Genomic DNA, 19,490 nt, shown 5'->3' with positions numbered 1-19,490 from the left:
GGAATGCATGACTCCATTATTAAATCCCCATAGTATTTCCGTTTTGCTACTGATCCTAGTCGCGTTAATCCTGTTCGCTCAGGAACGTATTCGTCTCGAAACATCGAGTCTGTTGATCCTTATTGCGCTGATCCTCGGGTTTCAACTATACCCCTTGGAATTAGAATCAGGACAAACATTTAATCCCGCGGAATTTTTTATGGGCTTTGGTCATGAAGCTCTGTTAACCATATGTGCGTTAATGATGTTGGGGCGAGGTATTGAAATCAGTGGCGCGTTAAAACCCCTGACATCGGTGATGGCGAAATATTGGGGTCAATATCCAACGTTAAGTTTAGCGATGACTCTCATCATCGGCGCATTGCTTAGTGGTTTTCTTAATAACACGCCAATTGTCGTTATGCTTTTACCGGTATTAATCGGAGTCGCACTCAGTAATAACAAAGCTCCCTCTAAGATATTGATCCCGGTCGGACTAGCCACACTGATTGGTGGTACAGCAACGACTATCGGTACCTCAACCAATTTACTAATCGTCGCCGTTGCCGATGATTTAGGGGTGCACTCATTTACAATGTTCGACTTTGCTTTACCGGTGATCCTGGTTGGCAGTATCGGCATTTTATATCTTATTTTTATCGCTCCATTGCTACTCCCCTCTCGGGAAGTTCCACTGCAAAACAATGAAAGTCGAATATACAAAGCCTCATTAATGGTCAGCGAAGACAGCTTACTGAATGACAAAATGTTAAGCGAAGTATTGCAGAGTACAGATTACAAGATGGGGGTGTCGAGAATCGTTCGCGGTGAGAACCAACTTATTAAGTTGCCAACGATTACTTTAAAAAATGGCGATAACTTGATTATTAGTGGCACGGCGGTCGAGTTGCTGGATTATAGTCAAAAATTTAAAGCCGATCTGTTTAGCCTTAACGATCAGACTCATCCAATATCCAAAGACAACCCTTTAGACGAAGACGATCAGGTCTTGGCAGAAATACTGGTGACCGAAGGATCTTTTTTAGCAAACAAAACCCTTAAAGAAAGTAGTTTTTCTCGAATTCATGAACTGGTGGTGTTAGCGTTGCATCGAATGAACAAACCCCAGTACATAGACAGCTCAGTCTCAGACGTGGAATTGCATCGAGGTGATATTCTGCTGGTGCAGGGGCATAAAGACAATCTGCAAAGACTTAAAGAAAACACTCGGTTACTGGTACTGGATAACACCATTCATCTGCCATCGTCCAATCGCGCGCCCATTGCAATATTCATTATGATTGCGGTGATCGCAATAGCCGCATTACAAATCATGCCGATTTCAGTCAGTGCGCTGACCGGTGTTGGTGCCATGCTTATTACCCGATGTTTAAACTGGCGAGAAATGAGCCATGCACTGAACCCATCGATCATCATGATAATTGTCGTGTCGCTAGCATTAGGTAAAGCAATGCAAATTACCAGTGCCGATCAATTTCTTGGGCATCAATTTATCGAGATAATGTATGGCTCCCCCCCGGTAGTAATTCTCGGCGCTCTAATATTTTTGATGTCACTGTTAACCAATGTTGTATCCAATACCGCTGCTGCCGTTATCGGTACTCCGGTCGCTATCAATATTGCTCAAGAGTTAGGAGCGCCTCCGGAGGCGTTCATCCTTGCCGTGTTGTTTGGGGTAAACATGAGCTATGCCACGCCAATTGGCTATCAAACCAACCTGCTAATTTTTAGCGCCGGTGGCTATAAGTTTTCAGACTTTCTTAAAGTCGGATTACCGTTAACCCTAATCATGGGATTAGGATTTACTGCGTTTTTAGCGCTTTACTATCAGCTGTAACAATATCAACCACAATTCGAATCGACTATGCTCTTGCTAAAGTCATTAATTGGCTGACTTCGCATGAAACTGCAAGTGAACCAGACGTTGATATAACTCACACGACTGCAACAATGTCTGATGATTGCCAGTATCGACAACTGCGCCGTTATCCATTACCGCAATCTTGTCGGCATGCTGAATCGTGGATAAGCGATGGGCAATAATCAAGGTGGTACGATTTTGCATCAACTCTTCTAAGGCCTGCTGAACATGATGCTCGCTTTCACTATCTAACGCACTGGTTGCCTCATCAAGTAGCAAAATATCCGGATCTTTTAAGATAGCTCTGGCGATTGCGATACGCTGTCGTTGTCCGCCCGATAGCCGTACGCCCCGCTCCCCTAAAAAACTTTGGTAGCCTTCCGGTAATTTCTCAATAAATTCATGAGCATGGGCTTTTTTCGCAGCGGTTATCACTTCATCATCCGTTGCGTCAGGTCGACCATAACGAATATTATGCATAACATCGGAACTAAATAGTGCCGGTTGTTGCGGCACAAGTGCCATCTTGTTTCGTAACGCTTTGGGATCGAGTTTGCGAATATCAATATCGCCCAGAGTTACTCTACCCTGTTGAGGGTCATAAAAACGTTGTAGTAATTCAAAAATCGTTGTTTTCCCCGCGCCGGAAGGGCCAACAAGGGCAAGAACTTTGCCTGTATCTGCCGTTAATGACAAACTTGAAATAGCGGATTGATCTGGCCGAGAAGGATAATTAAAAGAGACTTGCTCAAACGCAACAATCGGTTGTAAATCATTGGCATCGATAATTTGTTCCGTCGGAGGCAGAATATGATTTTCTTCCTGCAGGATTTCAATCAGCCTTTCTGTGGCACCTGCAGCCCGTTGCAGCTCACCAATGACTTCAGAGATTGTGGCCAAACTGGAAGCAACCAAGATCGCATAAAACACAAAGGCGCCAAGATCGCCACCGGTCATTTTGCCGGAAATCACATCACTACCACCGACCCATAACATGCCGGTAATCGCTCCAAAAACAATAATAATAACGCCGGCAATCAAGGTTGCTCGCTGCGCAACCCTATGCCTGCCAATTTCAAACGCTTTTTCCACTTCTTTGGAAAACTCGAGTCGTTCCTGCTCTTCACGGCTATAACTCTGCACCGTCTTAATGTGTTCAATGGCCTCTCCAGCGTAACTACCCACATCCGCCATTGAGTCCTGACTTTTACGTGATAATTTTCGAACTTTTCGACCATAAAACAAAATAGGAACCAGAATAAATGGCACTGACGCTAACACCACAGCAGTGAGTTTGATGTTGGTCGCAAACAACATCACCATGGCGCCTACACACATTAAGGCACTGCGAAGTGCCATCGAAAACGAAGAACCGATAATACTTTGCAGTAATGTCGTATCCGTAGTGATCCGCGACATAATGTCACCACTGCCATTGGTTTCAAAATAGCTAGGGTGCAAAGTAATGACATGGCTAAAAACCGCTTTGCGGATATCTGCACTCACTCGCTCTCCAAGCCAGGACACCAGATAAAATCGGGTAAAAGTCCCTATTGCCAATAAAACGGTAACGAAAAGAATAAATAGCACGGCAGATTTAAGCTCTTCCATCGACTGCTGTGCAAAGCCTTGGTCGATGAGCATACGCACGCCTTGTCCCACCGACAACATCACAACCGCCGTAAAAACTAATGCTATCATCGCCGCAATTAAACGCCCTTTATAAGGCCGAACAAATTGCACTAACTCCATTAAAATACTTAACCTTTTATTCGCTTTTGTTTCTGAACTTTCAGAATGAAGGTCTTTCTCAGTGGTTGTGGGATCAGTGGGCATTAAGGTTCCTTGGGCGTCGCGAAGCAAGTACATATATATGGGCAACGCATTGAAATTAAAACGGATAAGCCAAACAAATATTCATTTCGCTTAAACATTGGGTTTTATTAAACAATCGGCACCCGAGTTTAGCAAATACAGGGACGTTTTAATGAGTATTCGCGTTAACCTGAGTAAGCGCAATTTAATTAAAGATATTAATCACATAAGGATGATTGGGGCTAGGGTGAAAAACGATTGCTAGAATCATTCACTGTCATTACTCGACAAACAACTACTCGACAAGCAACTACTCGACAAACATTTATGCACGCTACTCGCTTTTACCCCAAACTTTTGAAAACATCGCCGCTTGTTTATCCCGATAGGCCAGACATTTGGCAAATATACGGGTTGATTTAGGGTGCAGGCATTGCTTGGGGGGTTGATAAAATCGCAACCAGGCAGTTTGTTTTTCACCGGTAAATAGACCTTTAATGTGCAACACCTGATCCCCTAATTGATCAGGGTTTCGAATTTGAAAGTCCGCTACAGTGGATGCAGGGCTGGCTGCTGGGAGAGCCTCTTTTTTTAATGCTTTCGCGGGGGGCTTGTTACGTTTTTTTGTGGACCTTGGATATTTATGACATATCCGAATTTTATCTTTGAGCTCCCGCTCTTTTTGGCGCAGATAATTACCCCGAGGCTCTCGATAACCCAAGCGCATTTCTGAACGCACCTGGGCCAGCGATTTTCGATGTTTTTCGCAATCACTTTGCGCCTGAACAGGAATCGAGTGGAAACCAGAGACAATGCAAATCACAGTGAAACCGTTAACAACGATTCTATTAATGAAGTTCATTTTTCTCCTAGGCATTTAATCGATAGTCAATTTCTCACTTTGCAACCCCGAACCCGAAACACGAATGCTTGCTTCACCTTCGCCAATACGCTTGACTAAAAACAACCCCCTGCCTTGATGAGTTAGCAGGGTCGAAGACTGATAAGTCTGCATCAAAGCACTATTGCCATTGTCACTGGCGATCATGCGCAAATTCTCCGACAAATCCAGCGTAACTTGCTGCTGCATATGCCGCACAGGGTTACCTGAGGCATCTAATAACTGTACTTCAATATGGGCAACGCGGTTGTTATCCATCGGTAGCTCCTTTAAATCGGTGCTCACCAAGATTTGCTCCGGAGTCGTTGCCGTAATCAAAGTATCCGTTGTTTGACAATTTTTATCCCCCGAAACAGTGAGCTCACCGGCATTAAATGGTACTAACCACTTGTAGGCTCTATCGGGAAAATCCTTAAGCTTTTTCTTACCCATTGTTTTGCCATTTAACGTCAATTCCAGTACCGGGCAATTGGATAATACTTCGACGACAATTGGCTCATTACCTTGATAATTCCAATGATGATTCACCTCATACCAAGTCCAGACCCGCTGCTGCCAGCCACCTTTACGCATGTCGATTAACTCGCCTTCCTCGCCTTGTTTATAGGACGATTTTTCAAGACTCTGGGTGGTGATATGTGCATGAGGCTCGTTACTCCATAACGTTTTGTAAAGATGAAATCCTGGTTTATCGAACCCGGCGGTGTCTAGCATTCCAACATCAATATGTTTTGCTGGCCATCGGTTATGAGCCTCTCCAAGGTAATCTATGCCGGTCCATAAAAAAGTGCCCGCGATAAAAGGACGGTCTTCAATCGCTTGCCACTCATGCCATTGCACGACATTTTCCGTCCCCATTATCGGTTTGTCGGGGTAATGTTGATGACCGTAGTCATAGATTACGCGGCGGTAACTATAACCGATAACATCAAGCGCTTCGGTATAACCGCTAACATGACTCACCGAAGGAAGAATCAAATTCGCGGTCACAGGCCGGCTTTCGTCCACCTCTTTTACCCATTTCGACAATTTTTTAGCGGTATCGGCAAGGACATAATCACCGGCTTTTTGTTCGTAAAATCGTTTTTCAATTTGTTCTCGGTCGATAAACGGCGGATTATAAAAGTAGTTACCCTGGGCATTCATATCAAAATATCCAGATGCTTGTTTATACCTTGGGTATGTCCACTCAATTTCATTGCCGATGCTCCACATAATAATGGAAGCATGGTTTCTATCTCTTAAAATGGCATTTTTTAAATCTACCTCGGCGTTTTCCTGAAAGTAATCGGCATATCCCCGGCTAACAAAATCCTCGTGACGCTCCCATTGATTCAATCGTTTGTCTTTGGGATTATCCCATTCATCAAAAATCTCACCCTGGACTAAAAAACCCATTTCATCACAAAGATCCAAAAACCTTGCAGACATAGGGTTATGAGCGGTACGGATCGCATTAACTCCTGCGTCTTTTAATTTTGTTAAACGGCGACGCCAGATATCGTCGGCAACGGCAACACCAACAGCTCCTGCATCATGATGTAAATTAACCCCTTTAATTTTGAGATTTTTTCCATTTAACCAAAAGCCTGTTTTGGCATCGAAGTTGAAGCTTCTAAAACCAACTCTTTCACTCTGCTGGTCGATCAATTTTTCGTTTTGATATATTCGTGTTTGTAACTGGTAAAGCTCTGGGGATTCAATCGACCACAACTTCGGATCGGCGACAGTTAAATCAAAAGATTCTGATCCGGAACTAATCGCATCGAGCACTACCTGGCGTTTTGTGCGAGCGACGACTTTACCATCGACATCTAAAATTTGACTCACGAGTTGAACTGTTTGCGCGATATCAGAGTCATTTTTCAAATCGATTTTTATCGAAGCATGCGCCAACTTCTCGCTGACCTTAGGTGTGGTGAACTGCACTCCCCACATGGGGATATGAAAGTTGGCTTTGGTGATCAGTTTTACGTCCCGGTAGATGCCAGAACCGGTATACCACCGACTGTCGATATAACGACGTCGGTCAACACGAACCGCCAGAATATTATTGTTGCCATCGGCTCTTAATAAACGGGTGATATCAATAGAAAATGGCGTATAACCATTAACCATGCTGGTAATTTTTTCGCCGTTTAAAAATATTTCCGAGTGGTTATAAATGCCATCGAAATTTAACCATTGTCTATGCGTTTTGGTGTCGATGCTGGTCTTAAAGGATTTCCGGTACCAACCGACTCCGCCGGGAAGGTAGGCAGTTGCACCATTTAATTTCTCATCAAATGACTGCAAGATACTCCAGTCATGGGGTAACTGAATCGACTGCCAGTGACTATCATCGAAGGATGTCTGAGCAAATGATATTTTGTCACCAAGTATAAAGCGCCAATTTTGATTAAAATCGACTTCTTTAGCAACACAATGAATATTCATCGCGAGACATAAAATCGCGATATATGCGCGAGCACCTGAAATTTTCAATAACATCTTAGACTTAACCCAACCCCTTATTGTTTAATGTTAACAATAACACGAGTCCGGACGAATGCGAAAATTTATTGTTTATGGGTTAGCACGCGTTAGAAAGTAGAGAGTAGGAAGTAGGAAGTAGGAAGTAGGAAGTAGGAAGTAGGAAGTAGAATAATACGTAGAAATTGGTTTTCAGAGGAATTTGAGAAAACGGTTTAGCCAGCGATTAACGCTGGCTAATCATAGATACCTCACAACTGGGGAGGTACCTAAGGGATACGTAAAAATCGATTCGTGCGAATTAAACGATTATTTCCACCAAAAGTCGCCACGGTCAGCAAGACGTCGGGCTTCGAATTTTTTCAAACATGCTTTTAGAGGGCTGATAGCCAATTCGCTCTCGGTAACCGAACGCTCTTTACCTTTAACAACAGTATCGCCATTTGAAACGTCAACACGACAGGTGATTTCACCACCATTTGCAGTTTTAACAACTTTCACTTCGTTAAAAGAAGTCAAAAGGCGAGCATATGGACCAAAAGATTCTTGCTCAGTATATTTGCTGTAAGAAATTTCCGCGTTTGCAGAAGTTGATACTAACAAAGCCAATAATGTAACTGCTAAAGTGTTTTTCATAAGTAATCCCGTATATAAATGTTTAAATGTGAGCAAAAGCTCTAACTTAAGGCTATTTTAGAGTAACAACTCTAAGAAAGCTAGCGCTTTATGTAATTAAATTACAAATAATGGCGTTTTATGGCTGAAATTTTCTTATTTATATAGATTAATAACAGTTTCTTGTAACTTTTGTGTAAATTTACAACAAATTGGATGGGAGCATTGATGATCCATCGGTTTACGAGGCAAAAAATTTTATATTTCTTACAAGATGGCTTAAATTCAAAGGTATAATCTCATCTATATGGCCGATTCGCTGAATTTTGCCGATTATGATCCCCACAAATTACTTTCAGGCAACCGATCTCCATGCAATACACAATAACGACACCAGAACAGTTCATATTAAGCCCATGGAAAAATGGTAAAGGAACAACCATTGAGTTAGCGATAAATGATGGCGCAAGTTTTAGTAACTTTGCTTGGCGGTTGAGCATGGCTGACGTAGTTGAAGATGGAGAGTTTTCAGATTTTGGCGGATACCTAAGAAACCTGGTGTTAATTGACGGCCAGGGGATCACCCTAACTCACGATGCGCAAACCAGTGATACACTGGATCAAGTGCTGCAGTTCGCTACGTTCGATGGCAGCAGTAAAACCGTCGCTAAATTAAGCCAAGGAGCAATTCGAGATTTTAATATCATCACCGATAAAACGAGAATTGATACCAGAGTCGAAACCTATCCTAACCCTGTTTCGATTTCAGCCACCATCGATGAGCTGTGTTTCGTCTATGCGCTTACCGATACACTGGCAATAACGCTAACGGGTCAGGGGCGTCATAAAGAACAGGTAACGCTATTGCCGAATCACTTACTAAAAGTTAGCAGTAATGACGCGACCGAGATAAACATTTTCGGCCAGGCGTTTATTCTTGTGCAATTAATATCATTAGACGATGAGTCTCGACATCAAGGTATAAAGGCGAACCAAGACGAATAAATGTCACAGAGCCGGCACGCCATAAACTCTGCTCATAATAATTGGCACAATCGCCAAGCGAATAACATCCCAATTATCTGCGATTAACTTGGCTCACATGGTTACAACAGAATCAGCAATCATTACCTGATAACGACTATCAGGTAATGAGAAAGCGGATTAGATGTAAAATATTAGCGTTTAACTTTTCTTTGAGGCTCGGTTTACGTACCAGGTGGCAATTTTATCGACAAGGCTTGGTTTCTCGCCCTGCCCATCCGTGTCAACGTCGGCAGCCGCAGAAAGATCCAACTGCCCACCACCGGCTTTATACATGGCGGAGTATATTTCCAACACCTTCTTTTTCACCATCCCACGCAGCGGAATATGAGCCATCATGCCATAAGTGGCAGCACCGCCCTGATTTGCCAGTTCTGGATTTGCCTTCACCGTTGCAACCGCATCTTTTAAATCCGCAAGATATTCATCAATCACTGCTAAGTGTTGTGCTGTTACCATGGCATGTAAACCATTCGGTTTCTGGTTTTTATTCACTTGCCAGCCTTTCGCATTCATCTGATCGCCAACCGCAAAAATATTCACCTCAGGATCAATCGATTTATAGGCAAGCAGTGGTCCTTGCGGTTTTCCCATAATTTCCAATTCAGGAATACCAGCGATACCCGCTTTAATGCGATTTACCGCTTGCAAAGTTTCGTCGGCAAGTTTTTTGTAACCTTCTTTGCCAAAATACTGTAACGCCGCCCAGGCGCCTGCGTATGCCCCCCCAGGTCGCGTTCCAAGTAATGCTGAAGACGCAAAGACACCACCAGACCAGTTCGGTTGTACAAACATCTGATACTTTAAATATTCAAGATTACGATAGGTAATGGTACTAGCGCCTTTCGCTGCATAACCATATTTATGAATATCGGCAGAGATTGACGTTACGCCAGCTACTCGGTAATCCCAAGGGGGGATATTCTCGCCGTTCATTTCCATAAAAGGAAGGATGAAGCCACCGACACAGGCATCTACATGTAGCGGAATATTATGTTGTAGTGCGATTTCGCCCATCGCTTCGATAGGGTCAATGGTCCCATGCGGATACTCTGGCGCACTCCCTAAGATCATCACCGTATTGCGATTGATCATTTTTTTAAGCTTACCAAGATCCGGGGTTAAATCTTCTTTAAGCGGCACCATGCGAATTTTCACATTGAAGTATTCGCTCGCCTTGTACCAGGCAACATGGGCCGTTTCAGGAATAATCATTTCCGGCTTTTTAACCCGGCGTTTTTCGCGAGCCATATCACGATAGGTTTTCACTGCCATCAAACAGCTTTCGGTACCACCTGAAGTAACAACACCACACACTTCATCGGTGCCGTTCAGAATATCCGCCGTTGCGCTTATCACCTCGTTTTCCAGTTTTTTCAAACTTTTAAACGCTGTTGGGTTTAAGCCATTTTCACTGGAGTATTTAAAGTAAGCGTCCTTTAGCAATTCCTGATGCGCCTCATCAATGTAATAAACCAGACTCCACAGTTTGCCGCTTTTGTAGTTGGGATCCTGCTCCTTAAAACTATCGAGCTGTGACAATATTTCATCACGTTTTACGCCGTTATCGGGCATGCTTTTATGAATACTCATGGAAAAACCTTAACTATCTTTTAGTAAAAAGAATTTTATCTTATTGATTCGTTTTTATATCTGTTAACCAGGAATCGATGTTAATAATAGCGCCAAAGAAATCCCCAGATAATTCCCTAGAGCATAACCAATAATGCCGGTTGTCATACCGGTTAACAGAATTTGTTTATTATTGAGCGCTTTGGCCATCATCGGCACAAACGCCGGAGAGCAAATCGCACTGACCGAGGTGATCATAAAGGTTTCACTATCCACCTTAGCAAGCTTGCAAAGACACGCATGTAATACCAAGCTGCCAATGGCGGTACCGAATACAAATACCGCAATCACCGGATCAAACGCCAGCAATTTGTCGATGTCAGCTAACGATGCCACTGTGAAACAGAACACGTAAATTAAATACATACCAAGCTTGTATGCGAGTTTCAGGCCTCTGACTTTTTCACTGAAGGATAATGCCATGGCAATGGTACTGATTAACACTATGATAATGGCAGAGACATTGGTCACGGATAAAAGCTGTTTAAACGCTTGAGAAATGCCGAGCGACACTCCAACAATACCAAGAGTCAAAGCAACAATAATGGCGAGTTGCCTTAGGTTGGCTTTTTTCAATAAATCCCGGTAATCATTATCAGAGCTATCATTTTGAGAGGCAACATTTTGAGAGGCAACATTTTGAGAGGCATCCGGCGCAGTATTGACGCCACTTTGCATTGCGCCATTGGTAAGGAATTTACGAAATAAAGGGATTGCCACCGATATCATAAATAGTATGTAAATCGCGCCAAATAAGGTATCTAAGCTATGAAATTGGATAAATACTTCATTGGGCACAGATAAGGCAGATTTAATCGCCGCAAGGTTCGGTGAACCTCCGGTATATACGGCGACGGACATTCCAACTAATTGCCCCGCTTGCGCTGACGATTCAACTGCGGTTTGCGCTTGATAAAAAACAAACACCAGAGTCGAGACAGTAACCACAGACAAGGTTGCCAGCACCAAGCTTATCAGGGCGGTGAGTGACATCTTTGACCATTGGCGGATATTGAGTGTTAACAAAAGCATCGGCAGAGCTATCACAATAGACAGGTCGACCAAGGTGGTTTGTACGCCTGACGATTGCTCAGGTAAAAGCCCAGAATTACCAAGGATTAACCCACCTACATAACATAGGATAATAACGCCGATTTTGTCCGCCCATGAAAATCTATGGGTTAAATAAATGACAAGTGCCGGCGTACATAGATAACAAAGCGCAATAAATACAGAGACCACAGTGAAAACTTCAATAATCATTATCGACAGCTAACCATATAATATTTGCCCTTCAATTACTGCAAATATTCTGAATTTGTCGATGCCAGCCTATACCCGCCATGGAAATGTAAATTTGTGGCCGTTTGAAAATACGCATTGCGAACACATTTAAATACTAAGAATTACCGTGTATTTAACCATTAGGTGTTTGATCATTCTTTATTATTGATTGTTCATTGTGGATTGTTCATTCAACAATGCCCACGGCTCACTTCACATAATGTATGAATTCGGGGATCTCGATGATGTAATTCGGGATTCGAAACAAATAAAAAAGCTCAGCAACATCGCTGAGCTTAATGACAGGTTGATACCGCCTGGGTCTGTAAAAAGTCGATTCTTTGACCTTTGCAAACGTGCCTGGACGATTCGTATCCGCTATTTACTTTCTTTGGTAGTGACTTGCTTACCATCAAGGGAAACCGGTAGCATAATATGGGCATAATCGGTATCACCCCACATCACATAAGGGCCACCGACATTAGGATCATCCGTCATGCCTTTTAACATTTCTTTTGGCACAATAATCATTACATGAGGGCCGGTTTCGACATAATCGTCTGAATTTTTATGGTCTGGATGATGCGGCGAAGAATTACTCACCCCAGAACCCGTTGGCTCGCCCTGGAGCATATAAGAGATACCAATTTTGTCTGCGACAAACTCTTCTTTTTTCCCGACCGCAGCCATCATTTTCATCCAGGTTGCATCATTACACATGGGCGCATGATCGCCAGGCATCGTATCGGGTAAGCAGGTCCAGCCATTGCTTCCTTCTTGCAAAACAGTTCCATCGGTATCAACTACGGTTGCGTTATCACTCACCGATGAAGGCGCCGCGGATTTTGCCCGGTCAATTTTATCTTGTTTAGATTCCTCAGCAAGCGCTGTCGCTGAGAATATTAACGCCATAACAACAGAAATGGTTTTGTATTTAACGTTCATCATTATGTTTCCTAGGTTGATTAGTAATCACCACAATGATCATTTATCAATTACATACGTCGATAATGGGTAGATCAAGGTATGGATTTAGTCAAGAATAGTTGATGATGAATTTTTATCCAGCAATTAGACAATTGAGCCTTGTTCGTTGATTTAAAAATATTTTATAGAAGAAGCGATATTTCCCCTTGCGTATTTATCATCGGCAACAGATGGACCTTTGGATGAGGGAAATATTTAACAAACTGAAAATTATCAAGGCGTAAACGTTAGGAATTGATAATACCAATCTTGCTCCTTTAAAAGCGAGAAATATGACGTAAGATGGCACCTTTTCGAGCCATAGACGAAACGACTCTTATCGCCCAAAGCAATTAATCTGTAATAGAATCACTGCATCTCTACGCTATCATATCTTTGACTTTTTCTTATTTATCATTAGATTAAATACGTATAAAGAGAAAACTAATGTTCACCTTGGACGCATTGTGAACCTAGTCATTCGATGAAAAAAATAATAGGTTGCTGTCATGTAACTTTCATAGCTCCGTGACTTATTCGTTACATTAGCGCAGCTAACACCCCTGTGTTCCATTAATTAAACACGGCCGATTCTAGAGGATATTGCAACATGAGCAGATATTTGAGTCAGGGATTGAGGATCACTCTGTCGGCGCTCCTTTTAGGCTTTTCACTATTAGCCCATGCAGCCCAGGCGCCTGGTGGGATGACTATCCTTGTGAAAGATCAGTTTACTGATCGGCCTCTACCAACCGCGCAGATCACCATCACGGAGCGGGACACCAATTCCACGCGTTCAATAGAAACCGACGCACAAGGTCGTGTCATCGTTAAACAACTCGACCCTGGTCTTTACTCGGTTAAGGTAACGAAAACCGGGTTCGCTTCTTCCTACGAGCCAAGCATACGCGTGATAACGCGTAAAAATATACAGATTGAATTTGAACTACCCAATGAAGCGGTGATGGATATTGTGGAAGTTAGAGCCAGACAGGCTGATATATTTGCATCAGGGTCCAGCACTTATCTCAATAGAGAAGAGTTGCGAAGTGCCGTTGGAGGAGGCGCAGATCCGCTCCTGTCTCTGGACGGGTTACCTGGCTTGGCTGCCACCGGAGAATTTGCAAGCTTTAGCGTGCGAGGCCGTGGCCCAAGAGATAATTTGTTATTCGTCGATGACTTTCCTTTTGATAAAGCGGTGCACTTTGATGCGACACTGGGTGAAGATGAAGATGTTGGGGGCGGTGGTCGTTTCTCGATATTCGCACCAAATGTTATCAGTGGTGCTGAGTTTTCTCCCGGGGGATGGGGGCCAGCCTACGGCGGCCGGGCGGCATCGCTACTCAAACTCGAAGTTGCCGATGGTAACCCAAGCCCTTCTGCAAGCCTACGGCTTGACCTTGCGGGCTATGAAATTGGTTACGACGGCCCTGCCGGTATCACTGAAGACTCAACATTGCTCGTTTCTGCTAGACGCCTGGATTTCGGCGCTTTTTTCGAAACCATTGAAGAACTCGATATTGGAGAGCCTCTTTTAAGAGATATCATCGTTAAGTCGGTCATGCCAATCAACCAGAACCATACATTTGAAATTCTACTCATGGATACACACGAAGACTATACGCGCGACGTAACTCATGTGTTTGCATCGCCTAATTTCGAAGATGCTGCGTTGCTAGATTTTAAACAAGACAGTGATTTGTATGGTCTGACGTTGCAATCATTAATCGGTGAAGAATCCGTCTGGACCAATAAGATTTACTATCGCCAAAGCGACAAGGTCAGCTCAGAGGGTGAAGCATTTCCTGATCTCGTCCCCCCGGGAACACCGGCGTCGAGTTTTCCCGTGCGAGAAGACATTATTACTATCGGAGAAAATGAGACTGAGCTCGGCTGGCGAAGCGACTTCGAAACGGTGAATCAATGGGGTGTGTTCAGTACAGGTATTCAAGTAACACAAATTGAACTGAACTACGTCACGGTCTTAGATGGCGATTGGAACCGATTTGTCTACGACGAGAATGACTATAGGCCATCCCCCGAACAGCGTTATATTGTGCTCACACCCACCGATACTAACGCTTCCTTGAATCAGAAAGAAACCAGCTACGCAGGTTACGTTGATCAGGTATTTGAGCTCGGCGATTGGGATTTTCGAACCGGTGTTCGACTCGAGCGGGATGGCTTTGCCGACGAAAGCATCGCGTCGCCCAGATTCAGCATCAACTGGCGGCCGGGTGCAGCGATTAGATATTTTGCCACCGCAGGGCTGTTTTATCAGTCTCCACGTTATTTAGAGCTTGCCGCTAACGAGTCGAACAACCTTAAGAACGAAGAAATCACCCACAGTAGTTTGGGTTTTGAATATTTCCCAGCTAGCAACTGGTCGGTGTTAACAGAGGCCTATTATCAAAATCTCGACAACCTGGTTGTAGACCTTGATCGAGTACGGGGCACGTTCGCAAACATTGGTGACGGCACATCGTACGGCGTCGATGTCGTGGTCAATGGTACAATTCGCGAAGGTATTTACACGACGGCTACCTACTCTTATAACGATATCGTCATCGATCGCAAAGACGGTCGCGGTGCTATCGCCGCCGACTTCAGCCGCGAGCATGTCGCTACCCTCGGTCTGACCTGGGAAATCAACGACCGCTGGAAAGTCGCCGGTCGCTACAAGTTTCTTTCTGGCAGGCCAGACGAACTCTTTATTATTCACTCAGACGTACTCGGACCAGGGCAACCTTTGCGGTTCTCAAAAGAGATCACTGAGCATAATGTCGGCCGCAAAAGCAACTACAGCTTAGTGAACCTTCGCATTGACTATCGACGAGCATTTGGCCCCATAGATGTCACGGCCTTTCTCGATGTCATCAACCTAACGGCAGCGTCCTCCAGCGACGACACCGAGTTTGACTATCGCCGAGGTGTTGAAGTAGAGGATGATAGTGAAGCCGAGCCGCTGATTGGTCTACGCCTCGATTACGCCTGGTAAGGAACAAAGCCGATGTCACAACACTTAGTGAAGCTGCGAAGTTGACAACGTCGGGGCTTGAATATTGCACATAATGACGTTCTTACGGTGACTACCAAGACACCGAATGCTAATGATAGATACATATACCGTGGGTCGCGCTAGGTAACATGGGATAGGGATTGAAAGTAGAAAATACGTAAAGCGCAGATACAAAAAAACCTAGCAATGCTAGGTTTAAAGTTCTCTATCTAGAGAATGGTACCGGAAGCCGGACTTGAACCGGCACGCCCGCAAAGGCAACGGATTTTGAATCCTAAATCAAGGGTTACGCAACCGATATTACGTGCTAATAGGTGCTATTTCAAGCTAGTGGATTTCATTTAGTACGCATTGTTGCTAGCTGCTGTTGCGTCATTACGTCACGTTTTACGTCACGATTCGGTTCAGTAACAACTGAATGTTCATATCTGGGAAAACGATTTTATCCAAAGAAGACTGTATATATTAGTTACTATCTAACATTACTCATATCACCCTAGCGCACAGGCATTGAAAAGTAAGATTTGACACTAAGAGTATTCGTTCGGCTTAAGCTTTATTCGCCGAGAAAAAAACTCGCTTTACTCAATAATTTCTCCCCCCCCCCCTTTCAGGAATTGTAGCTTCGATGAGATAATGAATGGCGTATAGGGATAAATTAAATAAAAAAGCAATATCTCCCAATATTGTAATAAACAATATTTCCTTAGTAACGTTAATGACATGCTCTTCATTATGTGACATTTTATCGCTCTCAAATAATTAAAATAACTCAAAGTAAAAAAGGAATTAAAATCATGAAATCCGAGCAGATTAGAAATGCTTTGAAATGGATTGTAGATCGAGGTTATTTAGTCATAGCTTCTACAAGTAACGTTGATTTAATTCGAGATTCCAAACATCCTTTTATTTCCGAAACAAACCAATTAGAGCATTTAGAATCGTTTTTAGAATTTGTAAAATACGATCCTCTAATTCCCAATGGGGGGGCTGATGAAAGTTTAAGGTTATTTAAGACAGCTCAGCTAATCGCACAAATTTTGGTGGATTACGGTCTCTTAAAAAAATTAAATACCAATTATACGATAGGTGCTAGTCAAATAGTTTGTGCTGCATATAAGTTAAACAAAGAGGGCCTAGAGGCTCATTTAAAGTTGCAAGAACATCGCGACAATGAGCGCAGATTTAACGAACAAATAATTGTTAGTCGTTCTAGCCTTGGTGTATCCGCAGCGGCAGTAATCACCTCATTTATAGCGGTCATTTACTTAGTTATAAATACAGGGATAAATCAGGAGCGACTCGACCAAAGCGAGAAATTGATTGAAATGTCCGAAACAAGATTAGACAACTCAATCAAAGCACTAGAACTCGCAGAAAAGCGCCATCAAATAGCGATTGATAATAACAAATCAGTAGCCCAGCCTGTCAATGTTACGTCAGATAAAGTCACTGTATCAAAACCTATTCCTTAACCCGAAGTAGAGCTAGTTAGCAACTTACCCAATTATAAAAACTAACACTCTGGTTACATGGTAAACAATCAATTAAAAGACTCGGCTAGCAAAACTCTTTAAAATATCTCTATTTGATGTACGAACTTAATCATCCTATTAGAAACAAAAATCGCTGAACGCTAATAAGTGTATTGTTAAATATTAATGCTTAGGAATATCAATACAGAACAACATCTTTAACTTAAAGAGTACCAAGGATTGAATCCCCCAACTGCTTTCATAAACTGAGCAAGGCATGAATCAAGGAACCTGCCAAAACCTTTATTAACTTCTATTGTAAGGTTAGGTTTTCTGATAAAAAATTGCATTGGGGTAGCAAGTAGACTCACGATAGATAGACAAACTAGTTGCAACTTTTAATTTCAGATGCTGATAAAATAAAAATCGATGGTTACTTAAACCAACGACAATTTTTCCCAAATTATTTAAACCTAATCAAGGCTCCTTAGTTATGGACTCTAGTCACTTTACAATTTTCATTTCCATTTTTTTGATTTGCTTCATAGTTTTTTCCCTAATAAAAAGTTGGCAACTCAGCGTAGCCAAAAAGAAATTAAAAGAATTCGACAAGTATACGGATAAGATCGAAGCAATCGACGATATTAACGATTACAGAGTTAACGCTGAAAATGAACTTCTGGCACTGAAAAAAAGAGCCGAAGAGACCTTAAAAAACGCTGATGCTAAGGTTTTCGAAGCCTCAAAAATCATTGCAGATGCGTACGCTAAAAGAGAGAGCATTATTGAACAAGCTGAAAAGCAAGCTACAGAAATCGCTGGTGAGGCATATGCATTAAAAGGCCAGACAGAGGCTTTTGAAAAAGCCATTCAAGCAATGAAGAACACTATCAACGGATATAAAGATGATTACATCATCCCAAACCATTCCACACTCGATGAACTTGCCGATGAATTCGACTTTAAAGAGGCTGGTTCACAACTAAAGATGGCTCGCAAGACAACCCGAGATATGGTGAAGCAAGGTTATGCGGGAGATTGCGATTACGTAGAGAACATTAGGCGCACCTACGCCATTCATTTCTGTGTCGATGCCTTTAACGGAAAAGTAGATACCGCAATGGCTAAAGTTAAGCACGACAATTACGGTAAAATTAAACAAGAAATTATCGATGCTTTCGCTTTAGTAAATCACAATGGTAAACCTTTTCGAAATGCACGGATTAGACAAGAATACCTTGATGCGCGCCTCGACGAGCTTAAATGGGCTGTGGCTGCCTTTGAGTTGAGAAAAATAGAGAAAGAGGAACAAGCAGAGATCAAAGCTCAAATGCGTGAAGAAGAAAGAGCCATTCGTGAGATGGAAAAAGCTAGAAAAGAAGCTGAAAAGGAAGAACGTATGCTTCAAAAAGCTCTAGAAAAAGCACGCAAAGAGCTCCTATCGGCAAACGAAGAACAAAAAGTAGAATACGAGGCACAACTAAAGCAGCTTGAGGGAAAACTTGCTGAAGCGGAAGCAAAGGGTGAACGCGCCTTATCAATGGCACAACAAACTCGTCGAGGTCATGTTTACATCATAAGCAACATGGGAAGTTTTGGTGAAGATGTATTTAAAATAGGTATGACTCGACGCCTCGAGCCCATGGATAGAGTCAAGGAATTGGGAGATGCCTCAGTCCCGTTCTCTTTCGATGTCCATGCTATGATACATAGTAATGATGCGCCAGAACTTGAAAAAATATTGCACAACAGCTTCTCACAGAAGCGCCTCAATAAGGTAAACTCTAGAAAAGAATTTTTCAGAGCCAGCATTTCGGAAATCCGCAAGGTTGTCGAAGAACAAGGTTTTAATGAAATTCATTGGACGCTTGCCGCTGAAGCATCAGAATATAAAGAGAGCTTAGCGGTTGATAAAAATGCTGCTTAGTAAAGACTATGAACCTATACCAAACTAGTTTTAGTTTAGTGGCCGAATAGTGGAGCCAGGCTTTTGACTTTACGCCTGGCGCATTCGGCACAAAAAAAGCAATTCTGATTACTGGTATATTGGTCGAACTGGGGATTCTTCGTCTACTAACGTATTATCACCTCTAAGCCGATTAACTCCGCACTCAAACCTAAAACCCGCAGCAAAAGGAAATACTTTAGTCAAAAACGTCCTAAAAGTGGATCTGATTCCCGAAGAGTGTCAGTTTAAGCTGGCTTAATTAAGGATAATTTTCCCGAACAAGACACGTTCAGTAACTATGTTCCTTTGTGAGGTAGTATTGCAAGATTAGAAGCCGAATTGGCTCATGCACTAAAGAAGAAGGGGTTTGCAGTTCTCAGTATTCATCCTAATAGAGGGAGCTATGATAGATAATTGTTTAACATCGCAATGAGCTAATTCAACGAAGCATTCAATTT

12 protein-coding genes are annotated in these 19,490 nt (G+C 42.8%); 5 read left to right on the top strand and 7 right to left on the bottom strand.

What is annotated here, in order from left to right; genetic code table 11:
- The first annotated feature begins 7 nt into the window (after positions 1-7).
- Positions 8-1,837 (top strand): SLC13 family permease, encoded by a 1,830-nt coding sequence (locus FE810_RS03470; RefSeq protein ID WP_138318635.1) that lies wholly within the window; start codon positions 8-10, stop codon positions 1,835-1,837.
- A gap of 45 nt (positions 1,838-1,882) precedes the next feature.
- On the opposite strand, the gene FE810_RS03465 is transcribed toward FE810_RS03470, so the two are convergent.
- From FE810_RS03465 to FE810_RS03450, 4 genes are all read right to left on the bottom strand, one after another.
- Positions 1,883-3,697, bottom strand: coding sequence for an ABC transporter ATP-binding protein/permease (locus tag FE810_RS03465; protein WP_138318634.1), 1,815 nt, complete (start codon positions 3,695-3,697; stop codon positions 1,883-1,885).
- 313 nt (positions 3,698-4,010) lie between these two features.
- Positions 4,011-4,538, bottom strand: coding sequence for a hypothetical protein (locus FE810_RS03460; protein ID WP_138318633.1), 528 nt, complete (start codon positions 4,536-4,538; stop codon positions 4,011-4,013).
- Positions 4,539-4,553: 15 nt separating this feature from the next.
- Entirely contained in the window at positions 4,554-7,067 is a 2,514-nt protein-coding gene (locus FE810_RS03455; RefSeq protein ID WP_138318632.1) for a glycoside hydrolase family 2 TIM barrel-domain containing protein, read from the bottom strand.
- Between the two features lie 291 nt (positions 7,068-7,358).
- Entirely contained in the window at positions 7,359-7,685 is a 327-nt protein-coding gene (locus FE810_RS03450; protein ID WP_138318631.1) for a hypothetical protein, read from the bottom strand.
- Positions 7,686-8,036: 351 nt separating this feature from the next.
- Here FE810_RS03450 and FE810_RS03445 point away from each other — a divergent pair, with 351 nt between their 5' ends.
- Entirely contained in the window at positions 8,037-8,669 is a 633-nt protein-coding gene (locus FE810_RS03445) for a HutD/Ves family protein (RefSeq protein ID WP_138318630.1), read from the top strand.
- Between the two features lie 180 nt (positions 8,670-8,849).
- On the opposite strand, the gene FE810_RS03440 is transcribed toward FE810_RS03445, so the two are convergent.
- The 3 genes from FE810_RS03440 to FE810_RS03430 all read right to left on the bottom strand — a co-directional run bounded on the left by FE810_RS03440 (position 8,850) and on the right by FE810_RS03430 (position 12,572).
- A complete protein-coding gene (locus FE810_RS03440) occupies positions 8,850-10,301 on the bottom strand; it encodes a pyridoxal phosphate-dependent decarboxylase family protein (protein WP_212744454.1) in 1,452 nt (483 codons plus the stop codon).
- Between the two features lie 63 nt (positions 10,302-10,364).
- Positions 10,365-11,603, bottom strand: coding sequence for a DUF819 family protein (locus FE810_RS03435; protein WP_138318629.1), 1,239 nt, complete (start codon positions 11,601-11,603; stop codon positions 10,365-10,367).
- Positions 11,604-12,002: 399 nt separating this feature from the next.
- Entirely contained in the window at positions 12,003-12,572 is a 570-nt protein-coding gene (locus FE810_RS03430) for a hypothetical protein (RefSeq protein ID WP_212744453.1), read from the bottom strand.
- A gap of 628 nt (positions 12,573-13,200) precedes the next feature.
- Between FE810_RS03430 and FE810_RS03425 the strand changes: the two genes are divergently transcribed.
- The 3 genes from FE810_RS03425 to FE810_RS03415 all read left to right on the top strand — a co-directional run bounded on the left by FE810_RS03425 (position 13,201) and on the right by FE810_RS03415 (position 19,011).
- Complete coding sequence (locus FE810_RS03425) at positions 13,201-15,588, top strand: TonB-dependent receptor (protein ID WP_138318628.1); 2,388 nt, start codon at positions 13,201-13,203, stop codon at positions 15,586-15,588.
- Positions 15,589-16,406: 818 nt separating this feature from the next.
- Positions 16,407-17,084, top strand: coding sequence for a hypothetical protein (locus FE810_RS03420; protein WP_138318627.1), 678 nt, complete (start codon positions 16,407-16,409; stop codon positions 17,082-17,084).
- Positions 17,085-17,577: 493 nt separating this feature from the next.
- Positions 17,578-19,011, top strand: coding sequence for an SNIPE associated domain-containing protein (locus FE810_RS03415; RefSeq protein WP_138318626.1), 1,434 nt, complete (start codon positions 17,578-17,580; stop codon positions 19,009-19,011).
- The last annotated feature ends 479 nt before the right edge of the window (positions 19,012-19,490 follow it).

Source organism: Thalassotalea litorea (genome assembly GCF_005843925.1).
Lineage (GTDB): Bacteria > Pseudomonadota > Gammaproteobacteria > Enterobacterales > Alteromonadaceae > Thalassotalea_A > Thalassotalea_A litorea_A.
This window is presented reverse-complemented; position numbering and strand designations above follow the sequence as displayed.

Bases quoted from the DNA above. Each gene is read 5' to 3' on its own strand.
- FE810_RS03425 (WP_138318628.1), top strand. From the start codon at position 13,201: ATGAGCAGATATTTGAGTCAGGGATTGAGGATCACTCTGTCGGCGCTC.
- FE810_RS03455 (WP_138318632.1), bottom strand. From the start codon at position 7,067: ATGTTATTGAAAATTTCAGGTGCTCGCGCATATATCGCGATTTTATGT.
- FE810_RS03470 (WP_138318635.1), top strand. From the start codon at position 8: ATGACTCCATTATTAAATCCCCATAGTATTTCCGTTTTGCTACTGATC.
- FE810_RS03430 (WP_212744453.1), bottom strand. From the start codon at position 12,572: ATGATGAACGTTAAATACAAAACCATTTCTGTTGTTATGGCGTTAATA.
- FE810_RS03435 (WP_138318629.1), bottom strand. From the start codon at position 11,603: ATGATTATTGAAGTTTTCACTGTGGTCTCTGTATTTATTGCGCTTTGT.
- FE810_RS03460 (WP_138318633.1), bottom strand. From the start codon at position 4,538: ATGAACTTCATTAATAGAATCGTTGTTAACGGTTTCACTGTGATTTGC.
- FE810_RS03445 (WP_138318630.1), top strand. From the start codon at position 8,037: ATGCAATACACAATAACGACACCAGAACAGTTCATATTAAGCCCATGG.
- FE810_RS03440 (WP_212744454.1), bottom strand. From the start codon at position 10,301: ATGAGTATTCATAAAAGCATGCCCGATAACGGCGTAAAACGTGATGAA.
- FE810_RS03465 (WP_138318634.1), bottom strand. From the start codon at position 3,697: ATGCCCACTGATCCCACAACCACTGAGAAAGACCTTCATTCTGAAAGT.
- FE810_RS03415 (WP_138318626.1), top strand. From the start codon at position 17,578: ATGGACTCTAGTCACTTTACAATTTTCATTTCCATTTTTTTGATTTGC.
- FE810_RS03450 (WP_138318631.1), bottom strand. From the start codon at position 7,685: ATGAAAAACACTTTAGCAGTTACATTATTGGCTTTGTTAGTATCAACT.
- FE810_RS03420 (WP_138318627.1), top strand. From the start codon at position 16,407: ATGAAATCCGAGCAGATTAGAAATGCTTTGAAATGGATTGTAGATCGA.